This window comes from Pseudarthrobacter sp. HLT1-7, from assembly GCF_059383435.1.
Genome location: NZ_JBWZCH010000015.1, coordinates 37250 through 63026, shown reverse-complemented (window position 1 = coordinate 63026; position 25777 = coordinate 37250). Strand labels below are relative to the sequence as shown.

At 67.1% G+C, this 25777-nt stretch carries 24 protein-coding genes and 1 tRNA gene; 21 read left to right on the top strand and 4 right to left on the bottom strand.

The features are described from left to right. The first annotated feature begins 21 nt into the window (after positions 1 to 21). Both malQ and AC50X6_RS14200 read left to right on the top strand, forming a co-directional pair. Positions 22 to 2184 (top strand): 4-alpha-glucanotransferase, encoded by a 2163-nt coding sequence (gene malQ / locus AC50X6_RS14205; RefSeq protein ID WP_494966844.1) that lies wholly within the window; start codon positions 22 to 24, stop codon positions 2182 to 2184. Positions 2185 to 2400: 216 nt separating this feature from the next. Then, on the top strand, positions 2401 to 3387 hold the full coding sequence (locus AC50X6_RS14200; protein ID WP_494966843.1) for a hypothetical protein: 987 nt from the start codon (positions 2401 to 2403) through the stop codon (positions 3385 to 3387). Positions 3388 to 3476: 89 nt separating this feature from the next. On the opposite strand, the gene AC50X6_RS14195 is transcribed toward AC50X6_RS14200, so the two are convergent. After that, a tRNA-Leu gene (locus AC50X6_RS14195) sits at positions 3477 to 3559 on the bottom strand. A 153-nt stretch (positions 3560 to 3712) separates the two neighbouring features. Here AC50X6_RS14195 and AC50X6_RS14190 point away from each other — a divergent pair. Beyond that, positions 3713 to 5017 carry a M20/M25/M40 family metallo-hydrolase gene (locus AC50X6_RS14190; RefSeq protein ID WP_494966842.1) on the top strand — a complete coding sequence of 435 codons (1305 nt, stop codon included), beginning with the start codon at positions 3713 to 3715 and terminating at the stop codon, positions 5015 to 5017. A 14-nt stretch (positions 5018 to 5031) separates the two neighbouring features. After that, positions 5032 to 6195 carry an acyl-CoA dehydrogenase family protein gene (locus tag AC50X6_RS14185; protein WP_494966841.1) on the top strand — a complete coding sequence of 388 codons (1164 nt, stop codon included), beginning with the start codon at positions 5032 to 5034 and terminating at the stop codon, positions 6193 to 6195. A 50-nt stretch (positions 6196 to 6245) separates the two neighbouring features. Here AC50X6_RS14185 and AC50X6_RS14180 read toward each other — a convergent pair whose 3' ends face one another. Next, positions 6246 to 6479 carry a DUF5703 family protein gene (locus AC50X6_RS14180; RefSeq protein ID WP_494966840.1) on the bottom strand — a complete coding sequence of 78 codons (234 nt, stop codon included), beginning with the start codon at positions 6477 to 6479 and terminating at the stop codon, positions 6246 to 6248. Positions 6480 to 6518: 39 nt separating this feature from the next. Between AC50X6_RS14180 and AC50X6_RS14175 the strand changes: the two genes are divergently transcribed. Beyond that, positions 6519 to 6782: a hypothetical protein gene (locus tag AC50X6_RS14175; RefSeq protein WP_494966839.1), complete on the top strand. Its 264-nt coding sequence runs from the start codon at positions 6519 to 6521 to the stop codon at positions 6780 to 6782. A gap of 76 nt (positions 6783 to 6858) precedes the next feature. Here the strand turns inward: AC50X6_RS14175 and AC50X6_RS14170 are convergent, their stop codons facing one another. Then, positions 6859 to 7794: an aldo/keto reductase gene (locus tag AC50X6_RS14170; protein WP_494966838.1), complete on the bottom strand. Its 936-nt coding sequence runs from the start codon at positions 7792 to 7794 to the stop codon at positions 6859 to 6861. 52 nt (positions 7795 to 7846) lie between these two features. Here AC50X6_RS14170 and AC50X6_RS14165 point away from each other — a divergent pair, with 52 nt between their 5' ends. Both AC50X6_RS14165 and mshC read left to right on the top strand, forming a co-directional pair. Next, positions 7847 to 8680, top strand: a complete 834-nt coding sequence (locus AC50X6_RS14165; RefSeq protein WP_494966883.1) for an undecaprenyl-diphosphate phosphatase — start codon at positions 7847 to 7849, stop codon at positions 8678 to 8680. 322 nt (positions 8681 to 9002) lie between these two features. Then, complete coding sequence (gene mshC, locus AC50X6_RS14160; protein WP_494966837.1) at positions 9003 to 10283, top strand: cysteine--1-D-myo-inosityl 2-amino-2-deoxy-alpha-D-glucopyranoside ligase; 1281 nt, start codon at positions 9003 to 9005, stop codon at positions 10281 to 10283. On the opposite strand, the gene AC50X6_RS14155 is transcribed toward mshC, so the two are convergent. Then, positions 10280 to 11185 carry a PAC2 family protein gene (locus tag AC50X6_RS14155; protein ID WP_494966836.1) on the bottom strand — a complete coding sequence of 302 codons (906 nt, stop codon included), beginning with the start codon at positions 11183 to 11185 and terminating at the stop codon, positions 10280 to 10282. The genes mshC and AC50X6_RS14155 overlap by 4 nt on opposite strands. A 129-nt stretch (positions 11186 to 11314) precedes the next feature. Here AC50X6_RS14155 and AC50X6_RS14150 point away from each other — a divergent pair, with 129 nt between their 5' ends. From AC50X6_RS14150 to tatA, 14 genes are all read left to right on the top strand, one after another. Further along, positions 11315 to 12100, top strand: a complete 786-nt coding sequence (locus tag AC50X6_RS14150) for an HAD family hydrolase (protein ID WP_494966835.1) — start codon at positions 11315 to 11317, stop codon at positions 12098 to 12100. Continuing rightward, positions 12093 to 13286, top strand: a complete 1194-nt coding sequence (locus AC50X6_RS14145; RefSeq protein WP_494966834.1) for a site-2 protease family protein — start codon at positions 12093 to 12095, stop codon at positions 13284 to 13286. The genes AC50X6_RS14150 and AC50X6_RS14145 overlap by 8 nt, the downstream gene beginning before the upstream one ends. 111 nt (positions 13287 to 13397) lie before the next feature. Then, a complete protein-coding gene (locus AC50X6_RS14140) occupies positions 13398 to 14480 on the top strand; it encodes a tRNA (adenine-N1)-methyltransferase (RefSeq protein WP_494966833.1) in 1083 nt (360 codons plus the stop codon). Positions 14481 to 14562: 82 nt separating this feature from the next. Next, the gene (arc, locus tag AC50X6_RS14135; RefSeq protein WP_494966832.1) at positions 14563 to 16407 is read left to right on the top strand and encodes a proteasome ATPase; all 1845 of its coding nucleotides are present in this window, start codon (positions 14563 to 14565) and stop codon (positions 16405 to 16407) included. A 71-nt stretch (positions 16408 to 16478) separates the two neighbouring features. Further along, positions 16479 to 18089, top strand: coding sequence for a depupylase/deamidase Dop (gene dop, locus AC50X6_RS14130; protein WP_494966831.1), 1611 nt, complete (start codon positions 16479 to 16481; stop codon positions 18087 to 18089). A gap of 90 nt (positions 18090 to 18179) precedes the next feature. Beyond that, positions 18180 to 18383: a ubiquitin-like protein Pup gene (locus AC50X6_RS14125; protein ID WP_494966830.1), complete on the top strand. Its 204-nt coding sequence runs from the start codon at positions 18180 to 18182 to the stop codon at positions 18381 to 18383. A gap of 89 nt (positions 18384 to 18472) precedes the next feature. Continuing rightward, entirely contained in the window at positions 18473 to 19330 is an 858-nt protein-coding gene (gene prcB, locus AC50X6_RS14120) for a proteasome subunit beta (protein ID WP_494966829.1), read from the top strand. Between the two features lies 1 nt (position 19331). After that, on the top strand, positions 19332 to 20039 hold the full coding sequence (gene prcA, locus AC50X6_RS14115; RefSeq protein WP_494966828.1) for a proteasome subunit alpha: 708 nt from the start codon (positions 19332 to 19334) through the stop codon (positions 20037 to 20039). A 1-nt stretch (position 20040) separates the two neighbouring features. Beyond that, on the top strand, positions 20041 to 21405 hold the full coding sequence (gene pafA, locus AC50X6_RS14110) for a Pup--protein ligase (RefSeq protein WP_494966827.1): 1365 nt from the start codon (positions 20041 to 20043) through the stop codon (positions 21403 to 21405). Between the two features lie 109 nt (positions 21406 to 21514). Next, entirely contained in the window at positions 21515 to 22447 is a 933-nt protein-coding gene (locus AC50X6_RS14105) for an FKBP-type peptidyl-prolyl cis-trans isomerase (RefSeq protein ID WP_494966826.1), read from the top strand. A 60-nt stretch (positions 22448 to 22507) separates the two neighbouring features. Beyond that, positions 22508 to 22903 (top strand): FKBP-type peptidyl-prolyl cis-trans isomerase, encoded by a 396-nt coding sequence (locus AC50X6_RS14100; protein ID WP_494966825.1) that lies wholly within the window; start codon positions 22508 to 22510, stop codon positions 22901 to 22903. 129 nt (positions 22904 to 23032) lie between these two features. After that, positions 23033 to 25042: a helix-turn-helix transcriptional regulator gene (locus AC50X6_RS14095; RefSeq protein ID WP_494966824.1), complete on the top strand. Its 2010-nt coding sequence runs from the start codon at positions 23033 to 23035 to the stop codon at positions 25040 to 25042. A gap of 26 nt (positions 25043 to 25068) precedes the next feature. After that, on the top strand, positions 25069 to 25464 hold the full coding sequence (locus AC50X6_RS14090; protein ID WP_494966823.1) for a hypothetical protein: 396 nt from the start codon (positions 25069 to 25071) through the stop codon (positions 25462 to 25464). A 35-nt stretch (positions 25465 to 25499) separates the two neighbouring features. Further along, a complete protein-coding gene (gene tatA / locus AC50X6_RS14085) occupies positions 25500 to 25769 on the top strand; it encodes a Sec-independent protein translocase subunit TatA (RefSeq protein ID WP_326967669.1) in 270 nt (89 codons plus the stop codon). Positions 25770 to 25777 lie beyond the last annotated feature (8 nt).

The following is a 25777-nucleotide window of genomic DNA, read 5'->3' as shown; positions in this document are numbered from 1 at the left end:
GCCTGAGTCTAGAGTTGCCCCATGACGGACAGTACGCACCACAGCAACGCACAGAGCGCAGCCGATCTGCTAAGGGAACTTGCCGCAGCCCACGGCGTCGGAACCACCTATTGGGGCTGGGACGGCGTCGAGCGCACCGTTTCGGACACCACCCTGCGGAGCGTCCTCGCGGCTCTGGGCGTCCCGGCCGGGGGAACGGCCGAAACGGAACGGTCCTTGAACGAGGCCAGACTGGCGCCGTGGCGGCGCCTGCTGCCGCCGGTCGTCGTCGCCCGTGAAGGGCAGGAGCTCCGCATCAATGTCCATCTGCCGCATGGAAGCGCCGTCCGCGTCTGGATCGACGCCGAAGACGGCGGCAGCTACGAGGTAGCGCAGCGGGACAACTGGGACGCGCCGGTGGACGTCGATGGCGTCCTCACCGGCCGGGCGACCTTCGCCGTCCCGGACCGGGTGCCGCTCGGCTGGCACACTCTGCTGGCAGAGCACAACGGCACGGTAGCCCGGTGCCCGCTCGTCGTCACCCCGCGGAGCCTCGGCACCACCGCACGGCTGGCGGGCCGGCGGAACTGGGGACTGACCGCGCAGCTCTATTCCGTCCGGTCCTCCCGGTCCTGGGGGATCGGTGACTTCGCGGACCTCGCGGACCTGGCCACGATTTCGGGGCAGGAGGGCGCCGGTTTCCTGCTGGTCAATCCATTGCACGCCGCCGAGCCCCGGCTGCCGGTCGAAGACTCACCGTACCTGCCCACCACAAGGCGCTTCTTCAACCCCCTTTACCTCCGGGTGGAAGAGATCACCGAGTACGGCTACCTTGGCCAGTCCGGCCGGGCCGAGGTGGAGAGCCTGGCCAATCAACAGCACGGCGCCAACCACTCGTCCGGGCTGCTGGACCGGAACTCCGCGTACGGCGCAAAACTGGCCGCCCTGGAGCTGGTGTTCGGGGTCCCGCGCGATCCCGCCCGCGCATGCGCGTTTGCGGATTTCTGCACAGAACAGGGGCAAGGTCTGGACGACTTCGCCCTCTGGTGCGCCCTGGCCGAGACGCTGGCCCCGGGGGCCCCGCAGTGGGCCGCGGAGGCATCCGGACCGGACACCGCGTACTGCCGGGAGCAACGGGTCCTGCTCGCGGGCCGGATCGAGTTCCACCGCTGGATGCAGTGGTGCTGCGACTTCCAACTCGAGGCAGCGCAGCGCGCAGCGAAGCAGTGCGGCATGGAGATCGGCGTCATCCACGACCTTGCGGTGGGGGTGAAACCTGGCGGCGCGGACGCATGGTCGTTTGCCGGGGTGCTGGCCCGGAACGTCACGGTCGGTGCGCCCCCGGACATGTTCAACCAGCAGGGCCAGAACTGGACCCAGCCGCCGTGGCACCCGGACCGGCTGGCGGAGTCGGGATATGCCGCCTACCGGGACATGCTCAGGACCGTGCTGCGCCATGCCGGCGGGATCCGCGTGGACCACATCCTGGGGCTGTTCCGGCTGTGGTGGATTCCGGCAGGCGCTGGGCCGGGGGAGGGCGCCTACGTCCACTACGACCATGAGGCGCTCATCGGCATCCTGGCTCTGGAGGCGCAGCGCGCCGGGGCGATCGTCATTGGTGAAGACCTGGGCGTCTTTGAGCCCTGGGTCCGTGACTATCTGGCCGAGCGGGGGATCTTCGGCACCTCGATTCTCTGGTTCGAGCACGACGCCGACGGCCCACTTCCGCCGGAAAGGTACCGTCAGCAGTGCCTGACCAGCGTCAACACCCACGATCTGCCGCCGACGGCGGGGTACCTGGCCGGTGAACACATCAGCCTCCGCGAGCGGCTGGGTCTGCTGCAGCGCCGGGTGGAAGAGGAACGCGCCGAGTCCGCCGCCGAGCTGGAGACAGTCCTGGCGCTCGTGCGCGAACGCGGCCTGCTTCCGGCCGCGGGCGCCGCGGGCACGGATGTCCGGCGGATCACCGAGGCTCTCTACGCGTTTACCGCTCTGACGCCGTCCTCGTTGCTGGGGGTGGCACTGGTTGATGCGGTCGGTGAGACCCGGACCCAGAACCAGCCCGGGACCAGTACCGAATACCCGAACTGGCGCATACCCCTGGCCGGGCCGCACGGGACCGTTCTCCTCGACAGCCTGCCCAAGGATCCCGGCTTCCGGTCGCTGCTGGAAGCCGTACGGAACGCGATTCGTTCGGCGGAGTAGGTGCTGCCGGGACAGCCCCCGGTTACTTCCCGGCAGCAGTCCCGTCCCTGCCACGAGCGATCTGCAGAAATCCTCCCGAGTATCATCTAGGTGTTTTTTCACCATCGGGCAAGTAGCGCCTACTCGTTCCATCCCTGATTGATCGGGCTACTCTGACGCCAAACGCCAGCAAACGATCCGTTGCGCAGGCATGTCCGATGCCGTGGGGAGAAACCAATGAATAGAGTTGTGCGGATAGCCGGGGCCGGACTGGCCCTGGCGATGGGGATCGCCGGGAGCGCCGTAGGCAATGCCGGCGCTGCCACCATCTACAGTTTCGCCGTCATTGGTGACACTCCTTACGGCAGCACTCAACTGAGCCTCTTCCCGAGACGGATCGCACAGATCAATGCGGATTCCGATGTGCGCATGGTAGGACACCTCGGCGATATCGGAGCGGGAGTCTGCTCCGACTCCTACTATCAGAAGATCAAGGGGAACTTCAACCAATTTACCGACCCGCTGGTGTACACCCCGGGCGACAACGAGTGGGCGGACTGCCACCGGGCCAGCATCGGCAAGGCCAATCCGCTGGAGCGGCTTTCGGCCATCCGGTCCGTCTTTTTCCCGACGGCCGGCCGGACACTGGGCCAGAACCCGATCTCCGTAACCGCCCAGTCCGGCTACAAGGAGAATGTTTCCTTTGCCGCGGGCGGGCTGACCATTTCGACCCTCCACATCGTTGGATCGGAGAATGACCTCCGGCCGTGGAGCGGACTAGGCTTCACCAAAGCCACCGTGGAACAGGTGGCCGAGGAGAAGGCCCGGGTGAACGCTGCCGTCGCCCAGGTCAAGAGCGCGTTTGCAACCGCGAAGGCCAACAACAGCAGGGCCGTGGTCCTGATGACCCAGGCGGACATGTTTGCCCCCGGGACCCAGACCACGGGGTACCGGAATGCTTTCCAGACCATCGTCCGGGCCATCGCCAGTGAGAGCAAGGCCTTCAGCAAGCGGGTTTTCCTGTTCAACGGCGATTCCCACAGCTATGCCAAGGACAATCCGCTGACGAGCTCGAAGTGGCTGTCCTTCTACGGGATTTCCGGCGCCGCGTCCAACCTCACCAGGGTCACGGTTGAGGGCGAGGGCAGCGTGGATGAATATGTCCGGGTCAACGTCGTTTCCACGTCGGAGGTCCTGCAGGTCCAGCGGGTCCTCTACAAGTAGCGCGCCGCCGGCGCGGTCCCGGAAGCGCCGGCCACGCACAACACAAAAAAGGCCCAGGAAACCGTGGTTTCCTGGGCCTTTTTTTATTGTGCGCGGAGGGGGACTTGAACCCCCACCCCCTTTCGAGGACTAGCACCTCAAGCTAGCGCGTCTGCCATTCCGCCACCCGCGCAGGTGGTAATTCGGTGAACCTTTCGCCTGTCAGCGTTTCGGTTTCCTCCGAAGCAGCGAGAAAGACTCTAGCATGACTATTCGCCAAACAAATAATCGGAGCTTGTGGGTAGGCTGAAGCCAGCAATTGGGCCGCCGCCACGAGGAGTTAACCATGACTGAAGTACGCCCCGAGGATGAAGTCGTCAGGATCTGCCAGGAACTGATCCGGATCGATACTTCCAACTACGGCGACGGCACCGGGCCGGGGGAGCGCGCGGCCGCCGAGTACACCGCGGGGCTGATGGCCGAGGTCGGCCTGGACGCCGAAATCTTCGAGTCGGCTCCGGGCCGGGCCAACGTTGTTACCAGGCTGGCGGGGGAGGACCCGTCCGCCAGCGCCCTCGTGGTCCACGGGCACCTGGATGTGGTCCCGGCACTCCGCGATCAGTGGTCGGTTGACCCGTTTGGCGCCGAGCTCCGGGACGGCATGATCTGGGGCCGCGGAGCCGTGGACATGAAGGATATGGACGCGATGATCCTCTCCGTGCTGCGGAATTTCGCCAGGACCGGCCGCAAACCCAAGCGGGACCTGATCTTCGCGTTCTTCGCCGATGAGGAAGCCGGCGGCGCCTACGGTGCCCGCTACGCCGTCGAGAAGCGGCCCGAGCTCTTCGATGGCGCCACCGAAGCGATCTCAGAGGTGGGCGGCTTCTCGGCCACCATCGGCGGCCAGCGCACCTACCTGCTGCAGACGGCGGAAAAGGGCCTTTCCTGGCTCCGCCTCGTCGCCCACGGCCGTGCCGGCCATGGCTCACAGATCAACACGGATAACGCCGTCACGCGGCTCGCGAGCGCCGTCTCCCGCATCGGGGAGTACCGGTGGCCCATCGAACTGACGCCCACCACCCGCCAGTTCCTCGACGGCGTGACGGAACTCACGGGCGTCGAGTTCGATCCGGACGATCCGGACGAGATCCTCAAGGAGCTCGGCACAGTGGCCCGCTTCGTCGGCGCCACCCTGCAAAACACCACCAACCCCACCCTCCTCAAAGGCGGCTACAAACACAACGTCATCCCGGAATCGGCCGAGGCCCTTATCGACTGCCGGACGCTGCCCGGCCAGGAACAGCGCGTCCTGGAAGTCGTCCGGGATCTGGCCGGCAAGGGTGTGGACGTCAGCTACGTCCACAATGACGTCTCGCTCGAGGTCCCCTTCGCCGGCAACCTCGTCGATTCGATGATCGATGCCCTGCACACCGAGGATCCCGGCGCTAAGGTCCTGCCGTACACTCTCTCCGGTGGCACCGACAACAAATCGCTGAGCCGGCTGGGCATCACCGGCTATGGCTTCGCCCCGCTGCAGCTGCCGGACGAGCTGGACTTCACCGGTATGTTCCACGGCGTGGACGAACGCGTCCCCACCGAATCGCTGAAGTTCGGTGCGCGGGTACTGGATACCCTGCTGACCAACTACTGAGACGACGCTGCCTGATGAGCCCTGAAGACGTCCTTCCCGATGCCTTGCTGGAACGGATCCGCGGCCGCGCGGCCGGCTACGACCGCGACAACGCGTTCTGCCAGGAGGACCTCGTGGAGCTGACGGCGGCCGGCTACCTGAGGATTTTCGTCCCGGAGTCCGACGGCGGTCTGGGACTTGGGCTCGCGGCGGCAGCCCAGCTTCAGCGCAGGCTTGCGACGGCGGCCCCGGCTACCGCGCTGGCGATCAACATGCATCTGGTGTGGACCGGCGTCGCGCACGTCCTGGCTGCCCGGGGCGATTCCTCGCTGGACTTCGTCCTCGCAGAGGCCGCGCAGGGGGAAATCTTCGCGTTCGGCAACTCCGAGGCGGGAAACGACTCGGTACTCTTCGACTCCCGCACCACCGCCGAGCCGCAGCCGGACGGCGGATATTCCTTCACCGGCCGGAAGATCTTCACGAGTCTCTCGCCGGTGTGGACCCGGCTGGGAATCTTCGGCAAAGACGCCACCGCCAGGGACGGCGAGGGTGAACTGGTGCACGGCTTCATCACCCGGGGCGCCCCCGGCTACGAGATCCTGGCGGACTGGGACACCATGGGCATGCGGGCCAGCCAGTCCAACACGACGGTGCTGGCCGGCGCCGTCGTGCCGGCGGACCGGATCTTCCGGAAACTGCCGGTCGGCCCGAACACGGATCCACTGATCTTTGCCATCTTCGCGTGCTTCGAAACCCTACTGGCAGCCGTGTACACGGGGATCGGCGAACGGGCCCTCTCCCTCGGCGTCGAGGCGGTCCGGCACCGGACGTCCTTCAAGAACGGCGGCCGAAGCTACACCCAGGACCCCGGCACCCGCTGGAAGGTGGCGGACGCCGCGATGGCCATGGATGCGCTGTACCCCCAGCTGTCGAGCGTGGCTTCCGACGTCGACGGGCTGGCCGATCACGGCAGCCAGTGGTTCCCGAAGCTGGCAGGCCTCAAGGTCAGCGCGACCGAGACCGCCCGCACGGTGGTGGACCTGGCGATCCGGGTGTCCGGGGGATCAAGCTACTCCCGCGGGTCCGAGCTGGAACGGCTGTACCGGGATGTGCTGGCGGGAATGTTCCACCCCTCCAACGACGAATCGGCGCACAATACGGTGGCAACCGCCTGGCTGGGACCGCTGGAGACACCCTAACGTGCCCGAACCGGCGCGGGCGGCGGCCACACGGTCCGCTGGACCTACACCTACACGGTCCGCTGGACCTGCGTGACTTTGCGGCGGAGCCAGAAGCGGCGGCCGCCGCCCAGATAAAGGATGCTGCGCTCCAGCTCCCACTTGCCGTACTCGGAATGTTCCACCAGCCGGCGGCGGGCGTCGGGCAGGGAATCATCAGGACTTACCGTCAGTACGAGGTACTCGTATTGCCTCAGGTAGTCCCGCTCCCGCCGGACTGAACTACTCAGAAAATGTTCCTTCATCGCTCTCCATTTTCATCCTTTTCCGGCTAACGTGAAGTCATGAGCATCGATCCGCGTGTCGCGCTTCAGTCCCTGACGGCTGCCCTGGAAGAACACCTCTCAACCGTCGCCGCACGCAGGGGCGACGGGGACCCCGCGGTCGAAGCGGCGTATTTCGCCGTTGCTGATGCCTTCGAAGTCTACGACGACTCGCTCTACGAAGCGTATGGGGAAGTGACACCCCTGCAGGTCATCGAGGACGACAGCGACGACGACGAGGATGAGGACGTCGACGATGAAGAACTTGAGATACTCCTGGACTGATCCCCAGGCTCTTTGGAAGCCCAGGAACCCTGTGCGCCCCCAGAAACCCTATGAACCAGCCGGGGGAAAAACCGGCTCAGGCAGGCCTGGAAACGTCCTCCAGCGCCTGGGCGATCTCCGGCGGCAGCGCCGCCAGCGTCGAATCCAGGACTTCTTTCAGCTGCACGGGCGTCCGTGCGCCCACAACCGCGGTGGCAACGCCGTGCCGGGACAGCAGCCAGCTGAGCGAAACGTCCAGGGCGGTCCGCCCGAGCCCCTTCGCCGCCATCGCCACGGCCTCGACAACACTCGATGCGGCACCCTCAAGGTACGGCTCCACGTAGCTGGCCAGCCGCGAATGAGCGGCCCGGGAATCCGCCGGGATGTGCCCGCGGTACTTTCCGCTCAGCACCCCGCGGCCCACCGGCGCCCACGCCATCAGGCCCAGTCCGGCGTCCTCGATCGCCGGAATCAGCTCGGCTTCGGCCGTTCGGTTCACCAAGGAGTACTCGGACTGGTTCGCGATCAGAGGGAAGCCCGCGGTCGCGGCGGCCTTGGCGGTCTGCCAGCCGTTGAAGTTGGAGACGCCCGCGTACCGTGCCCGGCCGGAGCGGACCGCGTACTCAAGCGCGGACAGGGTTTCCTCCAACGGTACGTTGGGGTCCCAGGCGTGGGCGAGCCAAAGGTCCACGTAGTCGGTACCGAGCCTGGCCAGGCTAGCATCGAGGCCGGAGAGCATCCCGTTCCGCGAGGTGTCCACACTGCGGCGGCCCTCCGACGTCGTCAGCCCGGCTTTGGTGGAAATCACCACTTCGGAGCGGGCGACGACGTCGCCGAGCATTCCGCCCAGCATCGCCTCGGCCTGGCCGTCGGCGTAGGACGCCGCGGTATCGATCAGGGTCCCGCCGCCATCCACGAAGACGCGGAGCAGCCCGGAGGCATCCTGCTCATCTGTTTCCCGTGCCCAGGACATGGTGCCAAGGGAAAGGGCGGACACACGCAACCCACTGTTGCCGAGATAACGCTGCTGCATGTCAGCCAGCTTACGGGGATTCTGTTGGCTTCATGACGTAGGGTCTATGAACGTGAACTGGTTCGAAGCGGCCCTGCTGGGCCTTGTGCAGGGACTGACCGAATTCCTCCCTATTTCCTCAAGCGCCCATCTGCGGATCGTCGGCTCCTTCCTGCCGAACGCAGCCGACCCCGGAGCGGCCTTCACTGCTATCACGCAACTGGGCACCGAAACCGCGGTGATCGTGTACTTCCGGCACGACATCGTGCGGATCGTCAGGGCGTGGGCCGGTTCGCTCACCGGCAAGGTCTCCCGGCAGGATCCGGACGCCCGGATGGGCTGGCTCGTGATCCTCGGCAGCCTTCCGATCATTGTCCTCGGCCTCCTCTTCCAGGACCAGATCGAGTCCGTGCTCCGCAACCTCTGGATCGTCGCCACCACCCTGATCGTCTTCGGCATGATCCTGGCCGTCGCCGACGCCGTCGGGCGCCAGGAGCGCGACCTCACCCAGCTCACGTACAAACACGGCATCTACTACGGGCTGGCCCAGGCCATGGCCCTCATCCCCGGGGTATCCCGCTCCGGCGGCACGATCACGGCCGGGCTGCTCATGGGCTACACCAGGGAAGCGGCCGCCCGCTACTCCTTCCTGCTGGCCATCCCCGCAGTCTTCGGCAGCGGGCTGTACCAGCTCTACAAGGTGCTCTCCAAGGACGGCATCACGGGCCCCTACGGCCTGCCGGAAACGGCCCTCGCCACAGCCATCGCCTTCGTGGTGGGCTACATCATCATCGGGTGGTTCCTGAAGTACGTTTCCACCCGCGGCTACAGCCTGTTCGTCTGGTACCGGATCTTCCTGGGCCTCGCCCTGTACCTGCTGCTCGGTTTCAATGTCATCAGCGCCTAGCGGGCATTTTCGCTAGTCCGTCGGGGGTCCGGATCCAGTGGCGGGATGGCAGGGCTCAGGGACATGCCCCGCGCCGGGGTCAGCGGGTGGACATAGTGGCATTATGCCCAGTTCCGGGTGCGAAGAATGGACATGTCCCGCTGGACTGGACACCCACCCAAAGGGACATGCCCCGCGCCGGGGCCAGCGGGCGGACATGGTGGCATTGTGCCCGGTCCCGGGTGCAAAGAATGAGCATGTCCCCCCGGCGCGACTATGGTACGGACCCCGCCGAAACCCCCGACGAATTAGCGAAAATGACCACTGGCACTAGGCTGGGGCTGTGAAATCCTGGATCTCCCGCCCCGTTCCCCAGCTCCCCGGCAGCATGCCTGCCCTGCGCCTCTTCGACACCGTCAAGGGCGCCGTCGTGACGTTGGAAGCCACGGGCCAACAGTCCATGTATGTCTGCGGAATCACCCCCTATGACGCAACCCACATGGGCCATGCGGCCAGCTACGTCGCCTTCGACCTCCTCAACCGCGCCTGGCGGGACGGCAGACAGCAGGTCGCCTACGTGCAGAACGTGACCGACGTCGACGATCCCCTGCTGGAGCGGGCGACGGCGACCGGCGTGGACTGGCGCGAACTGGCCGCCAGCCAGATCACGCTCTTTAGGACCGATATGGAAGCCCTCAGTGTGCTGGCTCCGGACCACTACGTGGGCGCCGTCGAAACCATCCCGATGATCGTGCCCGCGATCGAGCAGCTGCTGCTCAGGGGCCTTGCCTACCGCGTGGCCGGCGCCGACGGGGAGCCCGACGGCGATGTGTACTACGACGTCGAGGCCGCCGGCAAGCACTCCGCCGCGGCACCCGGCGCCTGGACCCTGGGTGCCGTTTCCGGCCTGTCCGACGCCGAAATGCTTGAACTCTTTGCCGAGCGCGGCGGTGATCCGGGCCGTGCGGGCAAACGCCAGGCGCTGGATCCGCTGCTGTGGCGCGTTGCCCGGCAAGGTGAGCCCAGCTGGCCCGGCGGCGATCTGGGGGAGGGCCGGCCCGGCTGGCACATTGAATGCACCGTTATCGCCCAGAAGTACCTGCCGACGCCGTTTACCGTGCAGGGCGGCGGCTCGGACCTGATCTTCCCGCATCACGAGATGGGCGCCGGCCATGCCTATTCGCTGGCCGGTGTGCCGCTGGCCCGTCATTTCGCCCACGCAGGCATGGTGGGGCTGGACGGCGAGAAGATGAGCAAGTCCAAGGGCAACCTGGTCCTGGTGTCCAGGCTCCGGGCCGCCGGCGAGGACCCGGTGGCGATCCGGCTGGCCATCCTGGCCCACCACTACCGCACCGACTGGTCCTGGACCGACGCCGGCTTCGCCGAAGCCAAGGACCGGCTGCTCTCCTGGCGTGCGGCCCTCGCGGTCGCGCCGGCCGGCTCGGCCGCTCCGCTGGTAGCCCGGCTGCGTGCCGAACTCTGCAATGATCTGGATGCCCCCGGCGCCCTCGCCTCCGTGGACGGCTGGGCCCGGGCCGCGCTCGACGCCGGCGGCCCCACCAGTGCCGCTGACGCGGCGCTGGTGAGCGACGCCGTCGACGCGATCCTCGGCGTCGAGCTTTAGGGCTTTTCCTTGCCCCTGCGCTTGAGGTAGCGCTCAAACTCCCGCGCGATCGACTCGCCGCTGGCCTCGGGGAGGTCCGCGGTGTCCTTCGCTTCCTCCAGCTGGCGCACGTACGCCGCGATTTCAGGGTCGTCAGTGGCGAGCTCGTCGACGCCGCGCCCCCACGCATCGGACTCCTCGACCAGATCCTGGGTATTCAGCGGTACCTGCAGCAGCTCTTCGATCCGGTGCAGCAGCGCCAGCTGGGCCTTGGGGGAGGGAGCCTGCGCCACGTAGTGCGGCACGGCGGCCCAGAGCGACACAGTCGGCAGACCGGCCAGCATGGCAACTTCCGCGAGAACGCCGACTATTCCCACCGGGCCCTCGTACTGCGAGACCTCCAGCTCCATCCGCTCCCGCAGGGCAGGGTCGTCCGTGGATGCACTCACCGGAATCGGCCTGCTGTGCGGAACATCAGCGAGCAGGGCACCGACCAGAATCACATAATCAACGTTCAGCGCCTCCGCATGGACCAGCAGTTCGGCGGTGTAGGCGCGCCATTTGTAGGACGGCTCCGTGCCCTGGACGAAAATGACGTCCACATTCGAACCGGGCACGCTAGCCATGAAAATGCGGGTGGACGGCCACTTGATCTTCCGTTCACCGGCGGAGTTGCGGCGGATCGTGGGCCGGGTGAACTGGAAATCGTAGTACTCGTCGGCGTCGACCGAACCGACCTTCTTGCCGCCCCAAAGCTTGTTCAGGTAGCGCAGGGAATCGCTCGCGGCCTCCCCGGCATCGTTCCAGCCCTCGAAGGCGGCGAGCATCACGGTGACGCGCTGGCCCGCGGGCACGGGCTGCAGCAGCCGTTCCGGCTCGGGCGAAGCGCCCGTTTCCGTGGGGTCTCCCTCGAAGCTATTCATCTCTTCACCCTACGTCCAAGCACCCGGCCCAGGCATGGAATGAAGCGCCGGAACGGACCATGCGGGCGCGATATTCGCCGTCGGCGTACTCTCGGGCGCCGTAACGGGGCTCCCCGTAGACTGGTAGGCATGCAATCCACAGCCTCCCGACCACTGCTCAAGGCCGCGTTATGGGACATGGATGGCACCATCGTCGACACCGAGCCGTACTGGATCGACGCCGAACACACCCTGGTGGCCGCCCACGGCGGAGAATGGTCGCACGAAAAGGCCATGCAGCTCGTGGGCCAGTCCCTCGTCTTCTCGGCCGGGATCCTGCAGGAGGCCGGCGTCGGGCTGGAGCGCCGGGAAATCATCGATATCCTCACGGGCCACGTCATCAGCCTGGTCCGGACCTCCGTGCCGTGGCGGCCCGGCGCGCGCGAACTACTGGATGAGCTTCACACCGCGGGCATCCGCTGCGCCCTCGTGACCATGTCCGAGGCCCCGCTGGCCCGCGAGATCGTGGCCAGCCTGCCGAAGCCCTACTTCGATTTCCTCGTGACCGGTGACACCGTCACGCACGGCAAGCCGCACCCCGAGGCCTACCTGACGGCCGTGGAACTGCTCCGGCAGCAGGATCCGGAGCTGGGCGTCCGGCACTGCGTGGCACTGGAAGACTCCGTCCCGGGGGTGGCCGCCGCGATGGCCTCCGGCGTGGTGACAGTCGCCATCCCGCACCTTATGCCGCTGCCGCACGATCCGCGCCGGACCACCTGGGAGACCCTGGCCGGACGCACCGTGGCCGATCTTGAGGAGCTTGTGGCTCTGCGGCATGAGCTCCGGGATGCGGCCTCCTGGACGGAAACCAGTCCGGACAGCGGGCCGGTAGCCCGGCCGGAAACCGCCGCCGTGAGGAGTCTGGCCCTTGGCTGACACCGACACCCAGGGCACCACGGCCCAGACCCGCAAAGAAGGCATCCCGCTCGGACGCATCATTGGCATCCCGGTAGTCCTCGCATACTCGTGGTTCATCATCGCGGCGTTCACCGTCGTCGTCTACGGACCGGTGCTCGAATCCAGGAATCCCGAGCTGGGCATCACCGCCTACGTCGTGGCATTCACCTACGCGGTCCTGCTGCTGATCTCGGTGCTGGTGCACGAGCTCGCCCACGCCCTGACGGCCAAGATCTTCCACTGGCCCACCCAGAAGATCGTGCTCAACCTTTGGGGCGGCCACACCCAGTTTGAGAGTTTCACCTCGTCCCCGGGCCGTTCCGTCCTGGTCGCCCTGGCCGGTCCTGCCGCCAACTTCATCCTGGCAGCGGCCGGCTGGCTCCTGCTGACTGGGGCCGATCTGACCGGAGTCGCCGGGATCCTTGCCAACATCTTCGTCTGGGCCAACCTGCTGATCGGCATCTTCAATGTGCTGCCAGGCCTGCCGCTCGACGGCGGGCGGCTGGTGGAATCCGCGGTGTGGAAAGCCACCGGCAGCCAGGAAAAGGGCACCATCGCGGCCGGCTGGAGCGGCCGGATCATCGTGATCGCGCTCGTTGGCTGGTTCGTGGCCCTGCCCCTGCTCGGCGGCGGCCGCCCGGACTTCTCCCTGATGATCATCACCCTCCTGGTCTGCGGTTTCCTCTGGATGGGGGCGACGGCATCGATCCAGCAGGCGCGGGTCCGGGGCCGCCTGCACCTGGTCAACGCCGGCACCCTCGCCGAACCCGCCGTCGGCCTGCCGGAATCCGCCACGGTGGCCGAGGTGCTGCGCATTCCACGGGACGCCGCCACCGGCGCAAGCCCCGCCGTTGTGCTGTGCCGCACGGACGGGCATCCGGTCGCAGTGGTCGACGCCGGCGCCGTCGCCTCCGTGCCGGGGCACGCGGCCGCGACCACGCCGGTCACCGCCGTCTCGTACGCCCTCGGCGCCGGCGCTTATGTACCCGAATGGTCCACCGGGCATGAACTGATCCAGTACCTGTCCCGGCTGGAAGGCGAGGAATACGCCGTCGTCGACCGTGACGGAGCCGTCACCGGGCTGCTCCGGCAATCAGCCGTGTTGAAGGCCCTGACCGGCAAGAATCCCGGCGGCGGCAGGCGGATGCCCGGCCGAAGCCGGTAGAGTTACCTGCCGGCCGTACATCGCCGGTCCGGGGTGCTGCCCCGGGCACAAGCAGCCGGACCGCCGGCAACTCCGCGGCCACACAGCTTTACAGGAGCGAGGAATATTTTTATGAGCAGCGACACCGCCGCCAACACCAGCCCGGCCGATGTTACGGAGGGCAGCGGCACGTCTGCCAGCCCCGCCGGTGCCACCCCGACGCCGGTCGGCGCCGCCCGCCGCCGCGGGCCGTTCCGTGAAGGGGAGCGCGTGCAGCTCACCGATGAGCGCGGCCGCATGAACACCATCAGCCTCGAAATCGGCGGGGCGTTCCACACGCACCGCGGCTTCCTGAATCATGACGAGATCATTGGCAAGCCGGATGGCTCCGTGGTGGTCAACAACGTCGGCCAGCAGTACCAGACGCTCCGCCCCTTACTGTCGGACTTCGTGCTCTCGATGCCCCGCGGCGCGGCGGTGGTCTATCCCAAGGATGCCGGCCAGATCGTCACCATGGCTGACATTTTCCCGGGCGCACGCGTCGTCGAAGCAGGCGTCGGCTCGGGTGCATTGTCCATCTCGCTGTTGCGCGCGGTGGGGGACAACGGCTACCTGCATTCCTTCGAACGCCGGGAAGAGTTTGCGGATATTGCGCGCGGCAACGTCGAGACCATCTTCGGTGGACCGCATCCGGCCTGGCAGATTTCGCTCGGCGATTTCCAGGCGGAAGTGGTCCGCACCGAGGCGCCCGGCTCCGTGGACCGCGTTGTCCTGGACATGCTGGCACCCTGGGAGTGCCTCGACGCCGTCGCCACCGTCCTGGCCCCGGGCGGCGTCTGGATCAGCTACGTCGCCACGGTGACGCAGCTGTCCCGGACCGCCGAGGCCATCCGCGCCGACGGACGCTTCACCGAACCCGACGCCTGGGAATCCATGGTCCGCGGCTGGCACCTGGAAGGCCTCGCGGTGCGCCCGGACCACCGGATGGTGGCCCACACCGGTTTCCTGCTGGTCACCCGGCGGCTGGCCGACGGCGTCACCGGCATCTCCGTGAAGCGCCGCCCGTCCAAGACGGATTTCAACGCAGAGGATGTCAATGCCTGGACGCCGGGCGCCGTGGGGGAGCGCGCCGTCTCGGACAAGAAGCTGCGCCGCGCGGCCCGGGACGCCATCGCGGGAACCAATGTTAAGGACGATCCGGATATTAAGAACTAGTCCGCATTTCGGAAGTCTTCAGCGGCACCCCGCTTCTTGGGGCTAGTGTCTTAACAGAAGCGCAGGAAGGGGCTGATGCACGATGGACACTCCGAAGACTGACCCGGGCCGTACCCCGGCAGACGACGCAGCAGCACGTGCGGCACTGGCCGCGGAAACGGCCGTGGAACCAGGGGCGGAACTGGCCGCGGAAACGGGGGCGGCCGCCGACGGTGTCCGTCACGCCGCCAACGAACTGTCCGTCGCCGAACGGCAGGTCAACATTCTCCGGGACAAGCTCCGGCACATTGACCGTCAACTCGCCGCAGCGACGCAGGGCAATTCCCGGCTGGTGTCCATGCTGGAGGCAGCCAAGGCCGAAATCCTCCGGCTCAAGAACGCCCTCGATCAGGAGGGCCAGCCGCCGTACAGCTTCGGCACCGTCCTGCAGCTGAATCCGAAACGCCAGCCCGCCCCGGGCAACAGCGGGCAGGCCGCCACCGAGGAATCCGTGGACATCTTCAACGCCGGCCGCAAGATGCGGGTGGGGGTCAGCCCGCTGGTGAATCTGAACCAGCTCGCGGTCGGTCAGGAGGTACTCCTCAACGAGGGGCTGCTGGTGGTCGCCGGTCTCGGCTACGAACGGGCCGGTGACCTCGTTACACTCAAGGAAATGCTGGGACCGGACCGTGCCCTCGTGGTGGGCCGCGCCGACGAGGAACGCGTCATCCGGCTCTCCGGTGCCCTGCTCGCGCAGAAGCTCCGGGTCGGTGACGCCCTTTCCATCGACTCCCGCACCGGCTACGCGCTGGAGAAGATTCCGCGCTCCGAAGTGGAAAACCTCGTTCTCGAAGAAGTGCCGGACATCACCTACCAGGACATCGGCGGGCTCGGCCCGCAGATCGAGCAGATCCGCGACGCCGTCGAACTGCCTTTCCTGCACCCGGATCTGTACCGGGAGCACGGGCTCAAGGCGCCCAAGGGCATCCTGCTCTACGGCCCGCCCGGCTGCGGCAAGACGCTCATCGCCAAGGCCGTCGCGAATTCCCTTGCGGCCCGCGCCGCCGAGCGCACCGGCAAGTCGGACATGAAGAGCTACTTCCTGAACATCAAGGGCCCGGAGCTCCTCGACAAGTACGTCGGCGAGACCGAGCGGCACATCCGGCTGATTTTCGCCCGCGCCCGGGAAAAGGCCTCCGAGGGCAGCCCCGTGGTGGTGTTCTTCGACGAGATGGACTCGCTGTTCCGCACCCGCGGCACCGGCATCTCCTCCGACGTCGAAACCACCATCGTGCCGCAGCTGCTCAGCGAGATCGACGGCGTGGAACGGCTCGACAACGTGATCGTGATCGGCGCCTCCAACCGCGAAGACATGATCGACCCGGCCATCCTGCGGCCGGGCCGCCTCGACGTCAAGGTCAAGATCCAGCGCCCCGACGCGGAGGCCGCTGCGGACATCTTCAACAAATACATCACCACTGACCTGCCGTTCCATGAGTCGGACCTCGCGGAGCACGGCGGCGACGTCCAGGCCACCGTGGATGCCATGGTCCAGCGCACGGTCGAGGCGATGTACTCGACCGCCAAGTCCAACGAATACCTCGAGGTGACGTATGCCAACGGCGACACCGAGATGCTCTACTTCAAGGACTTCAACTCCGGCGCCGTCGTGCAGAATGTGGTGGACCGGGCCAAGAAGTATGCCATCAAGGACCTGCTGACCGTCGGCCAGAGGGGTATCCGGATCGACCATCTGCTGCGTGCCGTCATCGACGAGTTCCGTGAGCACGAGGACATGCCGAACACCACCAATCCGGATGACTGGGCACGCATCTCGGGCAAGAAGGGCGAGCGCATCACGTATATCCGCACCATTGTCCAGGGCAAGGCGGGCCAGGAGCCCGGCAAGTCGATTGAGACGATGCCCAGCACGGGCCAGTACCTGTGACAGGGCCCGCTGCACGGCCTGAGTCCGGCCGGCCGGCCGGTGTTTCCGGCGGCCTGCCCGTGGGGGGTGCCATGCGGGTGATGGGTTCCGAAACTGAGTACGGCATCCACGCGCCGTCGGCACCGGGGGCCAACGCCACCATGATGTCCGCGCGGGTGATCCAGGCCTATGCCCAGGTGACACGGCAACGCGCCGCGGGTGGTGCCGAAACGCGGTGGGACTATACCGATGAGGAGCCGCTGCACGACGCCCGCGGCTGGACCCTGGAGCGCGGCGCGGCGGATCCCGAACAGCTGACCGACCAGCCGCCGGTTCTCGACGCGGAGGCGGTAGCCCTCGCCTACGGGCGCGAAGAGCTGGAGCACGACGGCGGGGACGAGTCCGGCACCCTGCTGATGAACATGGTGCTGGGCAACGGGGCGCGGCTCTACGTCGACCATGCCCACCCGGAGTACTCCAGCCCGGAAATCACGAACCCCCGCGACGTGGTCACCTGGGACGCTGCCGGTGACCTCGTGGCCCTCGCCGCAGTCCGACGGATTGCCGCCGATCCGGACCTGCCGCCGATCAACCTGTACAAGAACAACACGGACAACAAATCGGTCTCCTACGGTTCCCATGAAAACTACCTCATGCCCCGCGCCGTGCCGTTCGGCGATATTGTCCGCGGCCTGACCCCGTTCTTCGTCACCCGCCAGATCATCTGCGGCTCCGGGAGGGTGGGCATGGGCCAGGACGCCTCCCGTCCGGGTTACCAGATCAGCCAGCGCGCGGATTTCTTCGAGACGGAGGTGGGCCTGGAAACCACCATCCGCCGTCCCATCATCAACACCCGCGACGAGCCCCATGCCACCGCGGACAAGTACCGCCGCCTCCATGTCATCATCGGCGACGCGAATCTCAGCCAGGCCTCCAACTACCTCAAGTTCGGCACCACCGCGATGGTGCTCAGCCTGGTCGAGGCCGGACTGGCGCCCAGGCTCGAGGTCCACGAACCGGTAGCGGCGCTGCAGGCGGTCAGCCATGACACCTCCCTCACCGCCACCCTGCGGTTGCTGGACGGACGCCGGATCACCGCCCTGGACCTGCAGTGGATCTACTTCGAGGCAGCCGCGAAGCACGCCCAGGACACCGGCGTCGCCGACGCAGTGGACGGCGACGGGCACACCCACGCCGTGCTGGCGCACTGGTCCGCGACGCTGACAGAGCTCGGCGGCGACCGTGCCGGGGCCGCCTCCTCGGTGGAATGGCTGGCCAAGCTGTCCCTGCTTGAGGGGTACCGGGAACGCGACGGACTGGACTGGGGCCACGCGCGGCTGGGCCTCGTTGACCTGCAATGGGCGGACATCCGGCCGGAAAAGGGCCTCTACCACCGGCTGCTGGCCCGGGAGCGGATGCAGCGGATCGTCGACGACGCCGTCATCGCCCGGGCTGTTACCGAACCGCCGTCGGACACCAGGGCCTACTTCCGCGGCCGCTGCGTCAGCCGCTTCGGCACCGACGTGGTCGGTGCGAGCTGGGACTCCGTGATCTTCGATGTGCCGGGGCGCGGCAAGCTGCAGCGGGTCCCCACCCGGGAGCCGCTGCGCGGAACCGAGGCCCTTACCGGCGCCCTGTTTTCCCGGCACCGTGTGGCTGGAACGTTCCTCTCGGAACTCCTGGGTCCCAGCCCCGGTTCCTAAGGACAAAGCACCCCGGCAGCGCCGCCGGCGTGGCAATATTGCTTACAGGATGTCCCTTCGCAAACAGGGGACGGACAGAAGGAGACAACAATGGCAGGCCAGGAGCAGCAGCAGCCGCAGTCACGCGGCACCGAGGTTGACGAGGACGTCCCCGCCGCCCCGCCCGCACCCGCCGGGGGACAGGCGTCGGCCGCCACCCAGGGCGTCGATGACCTGCTCGATGAGATTGACGGCGTCCTCGAATCCAACGCCGAAGAATTCGTGCGGGCGTTCGTCCAGAAGGGCGGACAGTAGGCCCGCCGCCGGTCGGAGGCGTCCCGGGCCCGGGACCGGGGCTGAGGTTCCGAAAGTCGTTGATCCACTTTAGTTGAGGGAGTGCACCAGTGCAGGAAACCACGGCCAACCAGGTAGCGGCGAACGCCACGTCCTCCTTCACCGCGCACCTGCAGCGGGAACGCCCGGACCTCCTGCCGTTCGGCCAACAGCCGCCCGGCCACCTGCCCTTCGGCCAGATGCCGCCCGCCGCGCTCACCGGGCCTGCCGGCGCGCCCCTGCAGGTGCCCCACGGGACCACGATCGTGGCGCTGACCTACGCCGGGGGAGTACTGATGGCGGGGGACCGCCGCGCCACCATGGGCAACGTCATTGCCAGCCGCCACATCGAAAAGGTGTTCCCCGCCGACCAGTATTCCCTGCTCGGCATCGCCGGAACAGCCGGCATCGCCCTCGACATCACGAGGCTGTTCCAGGTTGAACTCGAACACTACGAAAAAATCGAGGGCACCCTGCTGAGCCTGGACGGCAAAGCCAACCGGCTCGGTGCCATGATCCGCGGCAACCTGCCGATGGCCATGCAGGGCCTTGCCGTCGTTCCGCTGTTCGCCGGCTTCGACCGCCCCGCAGGGCTTGGCCGGCTGTTCTCCTACGACGTCACCGGCGGCCGCTACGAGGAACAGGAACACCACACGGTGGGATCCGGCTCCGTGTTCGCCCGCGGGGCGCTCAAGAAACTCTGGCGGCCCAACCTTTCCGAACAGGATGCCGTCGCCGTCGCCGTCGAAGCGCTCTATGACGCCGCCGACGACGATTCCGCCACCGGCGGCCCTGATCCCGTCCGGCAGCTCTGGCCGGTGGTCTACCTCGTAAACCGGACCGGCGCCTTCCGGGTCCCGGAACGCGAGCTCGCGGCGGTAGCCGGCACCATCATAGAATCCAGGGCCGTGGCCCGGCGGGAGGCCTGAGATGACCCAGCAGTTTTATGTTTCACCCGAACAGCTGATGAAGGACCGTGCGGATTTCGCTCGGAAAGGCATTGCGCGGGGGCGCTCGGTGGTAGTCATCAGCTGCCGGGAGGGGATCGCCCTCGTGGCGGAAAACGCGTCGCCGTCGCTGCACAAGATCGGCGAGATTTACGACAAGATCGCCTTCGCGGCCGTCGGCAAGTACAACGAGTTCGAGAGCCTGCGCCAGGCCGGCGTGCGCTACGCGGATGTGCGCGGCTACTCCTACGACCGCGAGGACGTCACGGCCCGGGGACTTGCCAGCGTCTATGCGCAAAGCCTGGGCGCCGTGTTCACCGCGGAGCAGAAACCCTTCGAAGTGGAACTGGCCGTGGCCGAGGTCGGCCCGGCCCCCGACGCGGACCACCTCTACCGGCTGACCTTCGACGGATCCATCGCCGACGAGCAAGGCTTCATTGTGATGGGCGGCCAGGCGGACAAGGTGTCCGAAGCCGTCGCAGCGGGCTGGCAGGTCGAACTCGACTTCGCCGGCGCCGTCCGGCTCGCCCTGGCCGGGCTGGTGGCGGACAAGGAAACCGCCACACTGCCGCCGTCGGCCGTGGAAATCGCTGTGCTGGACCGCGGTTCGGAAAGCAGCCGCGGTGCACGACGGGCCTTCCGCCGGCTCGAGGACCCAGACATCGTGGCATTGCTGGCTGAGGAGAACTGAGATGGACAAGCGCATTTTCGGCATCGAAACCGAGTTCGGGATTTCCTATTCGAGTCCGGAGTCCCGGCCGCTGGCCCCCGAAGAGGTGGCCCGCTACCTCTTCCGCAAGGTCGTCAGCTGGGGCCGGTCCTCCAATGTGTTCCTGACGAACGGCTCACGCCTCTACCTCGACGTCGGCTCACACCCGGAGTACGCCACGGCCGAATGCGACGACCTCAGCCAGCTGATCGCGCACGACAAGGCCGGGGAGCTGATCCTGGACGATCTCGTGGACGAGGCGCAGGAACGGCTCGCGGCCGAGGGCTTCAACGGTACGGTGTACCTCTTCAAAAACAACACCGACTCCGCCGGCAACTCCTACGGCAGCCACGAGAACTATTTGATCCCGCGGCGCGGGGAATTTTCCCGGCTCGCCGAAATCCTGATCCCGTTCCTCGTGACGCGCCAGCTCATCGCCGGCGCGGGCAAGATCCTGAAGACCCCGCACGGCGCCACCTTCGCGTTCTCCCAGCGGGCGGACCATATCTGGGAGGGCGTCTCCTCCGCCACGACACGGTCGCGGCCCATCATCAACACCCGCGATGAGCCGCACGCGGACGCCGAGTTCTACCGGAGGCTGCACGTGATTGTCGGCGACTCCAACATGTCCGAAACCACGGCCCTGCTCAAGGTGGGAACCGTGGACCTGATCCTGCGGATGATCGAAGCCGGCGTGATCATGCGCGATATGCGGATGGAAAACCCCATCCGCAGCATCCGCGAAATTTCCCACGACCTCACCGGCCGCGCCCTGGTCCGGCTCGCCAACGGCCGGCAGCTCACCGCGCTGGAGATCCAGCGCGAGTATCTGGCCAAGGTCACGGCGTTCGTGGCCGAGAACGGCGCCCACAACGCCCACGTTCCACTGATCCTGGACCTGTGGGAGCGCACCCTTGACGCGATCGAAAGCGGGGATACCAGCACGATCGATACCGAAGTGGACTGGGCGATTAAGAAGAAGCTGATGGACAGCTACCGCGAACGCCACGGGCTGGGTCTCGATGCCCCGCGGATCGCGCAGCTGGACCTGACGTACCACGATATTTCGCGTACCCGCGGGCTGTACTACCTGCTGCAGAACCGCGGTGCGGTCCGCCGGCTGGTGGATGACACGGCGATCAAGGACGCGGTGGACGCCCCGCCGCAGACCACCCGGGCCAAACTCCGCGGAGACTTCGTCCGGCGGGCCCAGGAACTCGGCCGCGATTACACCGTGGACTGGGTGCACCTGAAGCTCAACGACCGCGCGCACCAGACTTTGCTGTGCAAGGACCCGTTCCGCTGCGTTGACGAGCGGGTGGATGCTCTGCTGGAGTCTATGGGCTGATACCCAGCTTTCCGCGTTAGTCTGGTAGAGGCCGCCGTGCGGCCGCCGATTTCTTTGCCGCGGGAAACCGTGCGCATTGCGTCCACCCAGCCTCGACGAAAGTTTTTACGTGCGCCGACTATTAGCAATTCTTCTTCCCGGGCTGCTGCTGCTGACCGCTTGCGGCGGTGGCGAGCCTGCCGCCCCCGAGCCCAGCAGCCAGTCCGCGGGCGAGACCGCCAAACTGGACTCCCTCGAACTCACCGAGAACGGCGACAAGACAGCGCCCGGCGTGAAGTTCACCCAGCCCCTTGAGGTCAAGGAACCCACCATCAAGGTGATCAAGGAGGGCGGCGGCGACCGGGTCAAGGCCAACCAGATCGCGTCGATCTCGATCATTGCCTTCAACGGCAAGGACGGTTCCACCCTGGAAGACACTTTCCCGAAGGATCCGGAACAGCTTGAGCTGAACGAGGAACTCAAGACCAGCAGCGGCGCTATCTACAACGCCTTCATCGGCGCCAAGATCGGCTCCCACATTGCCCTGGCCGTTCCCGGTCAGGCGGCAGCCGAAGGCGCCGAAGCGCAGCCGTCCCAGCTCCTCGTGGTGAAACTGCTCGCAGCCAAGGACGCTCCCAAGGTCCTCGACAAGCCCGAGGGCGACGCCGTCACTCCGCCGGCGGGTCTGCCCACCGTGAAAGAAAACGACAAGGGCGTTCCCGAGATCTCCGTCGAGGGTGTCGCCGCCCCGACCGCCCTCATTTCCCAGGAACTGATCAAGGGCAAGGGCCCCGAGGTCAAGGAAACCGACACGCTCACCGTGAACTACGTCGGTGTGGCGCTGGCCGGCGGCAAGGTTTTCGATTCCAGCTTCGAAAACGGCGAGAAGGCTTCCTTCCCGCTCACCGGCGTCATCAAGGGCTGGACCCAGGGCCTGAGCGGTAAGACCGTCGGCTCCCGCGTCCTCCTGGTGGTCCCCAAGGACCTCGCCTACGGTGAGGAAGGCAAGGGCGAGGCCAAGGGCGACCTCGTCTTCGTCGTCGACATCCTCGGCGTCAAGTAACCCACCCGCCGTACCGCACCCCCCATTCACGCCAACCCAGCCACGCAAAGAGGAGTAACCATGTCATTTGGACAGCGCGATCTTGACCGCCAGAAGCCGGAAATTGACTTCCCGCAGGGCGACGTTCCCACCGAACTCGTCATCACCGAACTGATCGACGGCGACGGCGCCGAGGCCAAGGCCGGCGACACCGTCTCCACCCACTACGTCGGAGTGGCCTGGTCCACCGGCGAAGAATTCGACGCCTCCTGGGGCCGCGGCGCACCTCTTGACTTCCGGGTCGGCGTCGGCCAGGTCATCCAGGGCTGGGACCAGGGCCTGCTGGGCATGAAGGTCGGCGGCCGACGCCGGCTGGAAATCCCCTCCGAGCTCGCCTACGGTTCCCGCGGGGCCGGCGGAGCGATCGGCCCGAACGAGGCCCTGATCTTCGTCGTCGACCTCGTCGGCGTCCGCTAGTCCCCACCCACCCGCCCGCCCGCCCAGCAGCGGGACTGAACGACCGGGCGCGGTAACAATCGGAGAAGTTCTTCCGGCTGTTACCGCGCTTTCGTCATTTTCGTGCCCGGACTTTAGTAGCCTTGCGGGGTGTCCGCCTCACGTACAGAACGCCTCCTGAACCTGCTCATCGCCCTGCTGAACACGAAGTACGGGCTGCGCCGCAGCGAGCTGCGCGACAAGGTCTACCACGACACCACCAGCTCCGACGTCGCCTTCGGCCGGATGTTCGAACGCGACAAGGGCGAGCTGCGCCACTTCGGCTTCGAGATCGAGACGGTGATGGACACGGGCTGGGGCTCGGACGATCCGGCCACCAGCCGGTACCGCATCGGCAAGGAATCCAACCGGCTGCCCGACGTCAATCTCACTGCCGAGGAGTGCACTGTCCTCATCCTGGCGGCCCAGCTCTGGGAACATGCCGCCCTCGGTTCCGCAGCCGTGAACGCGATGCGCAAACTGCAGGCGGCCGGCGGCCTGGTCGACGCCGAACTCCCCGCGGGGGTCCAGCCGCGCATCCGGCCCGCCGGGCAGGCCTTCGAGGACCTCGTAGCCGCCATGCACGCCCGGCACCCGGTCAGCTTCGGCTACCTCGCCGGGAGCACCGGCAAGGAGGAGGAACGCCTGGTGGAGCCGTGGGGCCTGGGCAGCCGCTTCGGCCAGTGGTATCTAGTGGGCCATGACCGGACCCGCGGCGACCGGCGTTTCTTCCGGCTCTCCCGCATCACCTCCGCCGTGACCGTATTGGAGAAGCAGGGCATCACCGCGCCCACCGCGTTCGACGTCCGCGCCGAGCTCGCGGGTCTGGCGGAACTGCCGGTCCGGACCGCCGTCGTCGACGTTGTGCAAGGGAAGCTTCTGGGACTGCGCAAACGCGCACTGGCGGCCCCAAACACCGAACCGGGCATGGCGCCCGGGGCCGCGCGGCCTGACGCCGGCCGGGACCGCCTCGGCGTGCCGTACCGCGATGCGGAGGCCCTCGGCGAGGAACTGGCCTCCTACGGCCCGCACGTGACTGTGGCGGCCCCACCGGAGCTCGTGACCGCTGTGCGGCGCCGGCTGGCCGCCGCCGCGGCCCTCGCCGCCACGCCCGCCCCGCCGGTCGCCTTCCCGGCTGCCGGTAGCGGTCACGCCAAGCGCGGCCGGAAACGTACCTCCGAGGACCAGCTCAAACGGATGCTCCAGCTGGTCCCGTTCCTGGTCCACAACCAGGGCCTGCACATCCGCGACGTCGCAGCAAAGTTCGGCATCACCCGCAAGGAACTTGAGGATGACCTGCGCATCCTGATCTGCTCCGGGCTGCCGGGGGGCTACCCTGATGACCTGCTGGACATCCGGTGGGACGACGACCACGTCTACATCATCCAGGACCTCGAGCTGAACCGGCCCGTGCGTTTTGCGGTGGACGAGGCCTGCGCCCTGTTGACCGGGCTGGAGACCCTGAACGGCCTGCCGGAGCTGGCCGAGGGGAACGCGCTGGAGTCGGTGACGCTCAAACTCATGGCCGCGGCGGGGGAGGAGGGCCGCCAGGCCGCGCAGCTCTCCGGCCCCGCAGTGGCTCCCGGCAACTCGGCCACGCTGGAAACGGCCCGCGACGCCATCACCAGCGGTGCCCAGCTGCGCCTCCGTTACTTCTCGCCGCAACGGGATACCGTGTCCGAGCGCGATGTGGACCCTCTTCGGCTCTACTCACTGGACAACACCTGGTACCTCGAGGCGTACTGCCATTCGGCACAGGGGCTGCGCAACTTCCGGCTGGACCGGATCGAGGAGCTGCAGCCCACCGGTCTGCCGGTCTCCGCGGACGCCAGGCCTGCGGACAGCTTCCCGGTGAAGCTTTTCACCCCGAACGACGACGACACTGTCGTCGTGGTCGAACTGACCCGCCGCGGCGCCGGGCTCGCCAACGATTACTACGCCGAACACACCGCGCCGCTCCCCGGCGGCGGGATGCTGGCCGAAATCCGTTTCGGCAGCACGGACTGGCTGCCGATGTTTGTGGCCCAGCACGGCGGGACCGCCCGGATCGTGCAGCCGGAAGCCCTCGCGGAGGCCTCCCGGGTCTGGCTGGCGGCGGCCCTGGCCCAATACGACGACTGACCGGCACCCCGGATAGACTGTGCAGCATGCCTTGGTGGTCCTGGATCGTAATCTGGATAGCGCTCGTCGCGCTGTCACTGCTGTTCTTCGTCGTGCTCGGCGTACGTTTGTTCCGGCAGTTCATGACGACGGTGAAGGAACTTGGCGCGGCGGGAGAACGGTTCTCCAGCTTCCCGTCCGCACCCGCCGGGCCGCCGGGGGCCCCGGATTCCGCACCCGCCGGGCCGCCGGGGGCCGCCGCCGAAAGCGTACCCGGGCCGCTGCTGGAACCCGGCGCGGCCGTTTTTGCCGAACCCGCCCGGCTGCGGCAGGAATACCATGCGTCGAAGCTGGCCCGGCAGGATGACCGGCGGCTGCGGCGCATCCGGCGCAAGAAGGACCGGGGCCAGCCCCAGGCGTTGCGCGACATCGAATTCAGTTAGACATAGGATGTAATCAAACGAAAGGACCTCCTGACATGAGGCTTGAAGGCTGGCATTTGATCATCATCATCGTTCTGGCATTGGTGCTTTTCGCGGCGCCGAAGCTGCCCGGCATGGCTCGAAGCCTTGGCCAGTCAATGCGCATTTTCAAATCGGAAGTCCGCGAAATGAAGAAGGACGGCGCCACCGACGCCAAAGATGACTCCGACCCCGTCGAGGGCCGGGTCGTAAACCACCCGAAGTCCGCCGGCACGGAATCCCGCACGGCCGACGGAACCGACGTTCCGCCTCCGAACCGCGCCTAGGACCACAT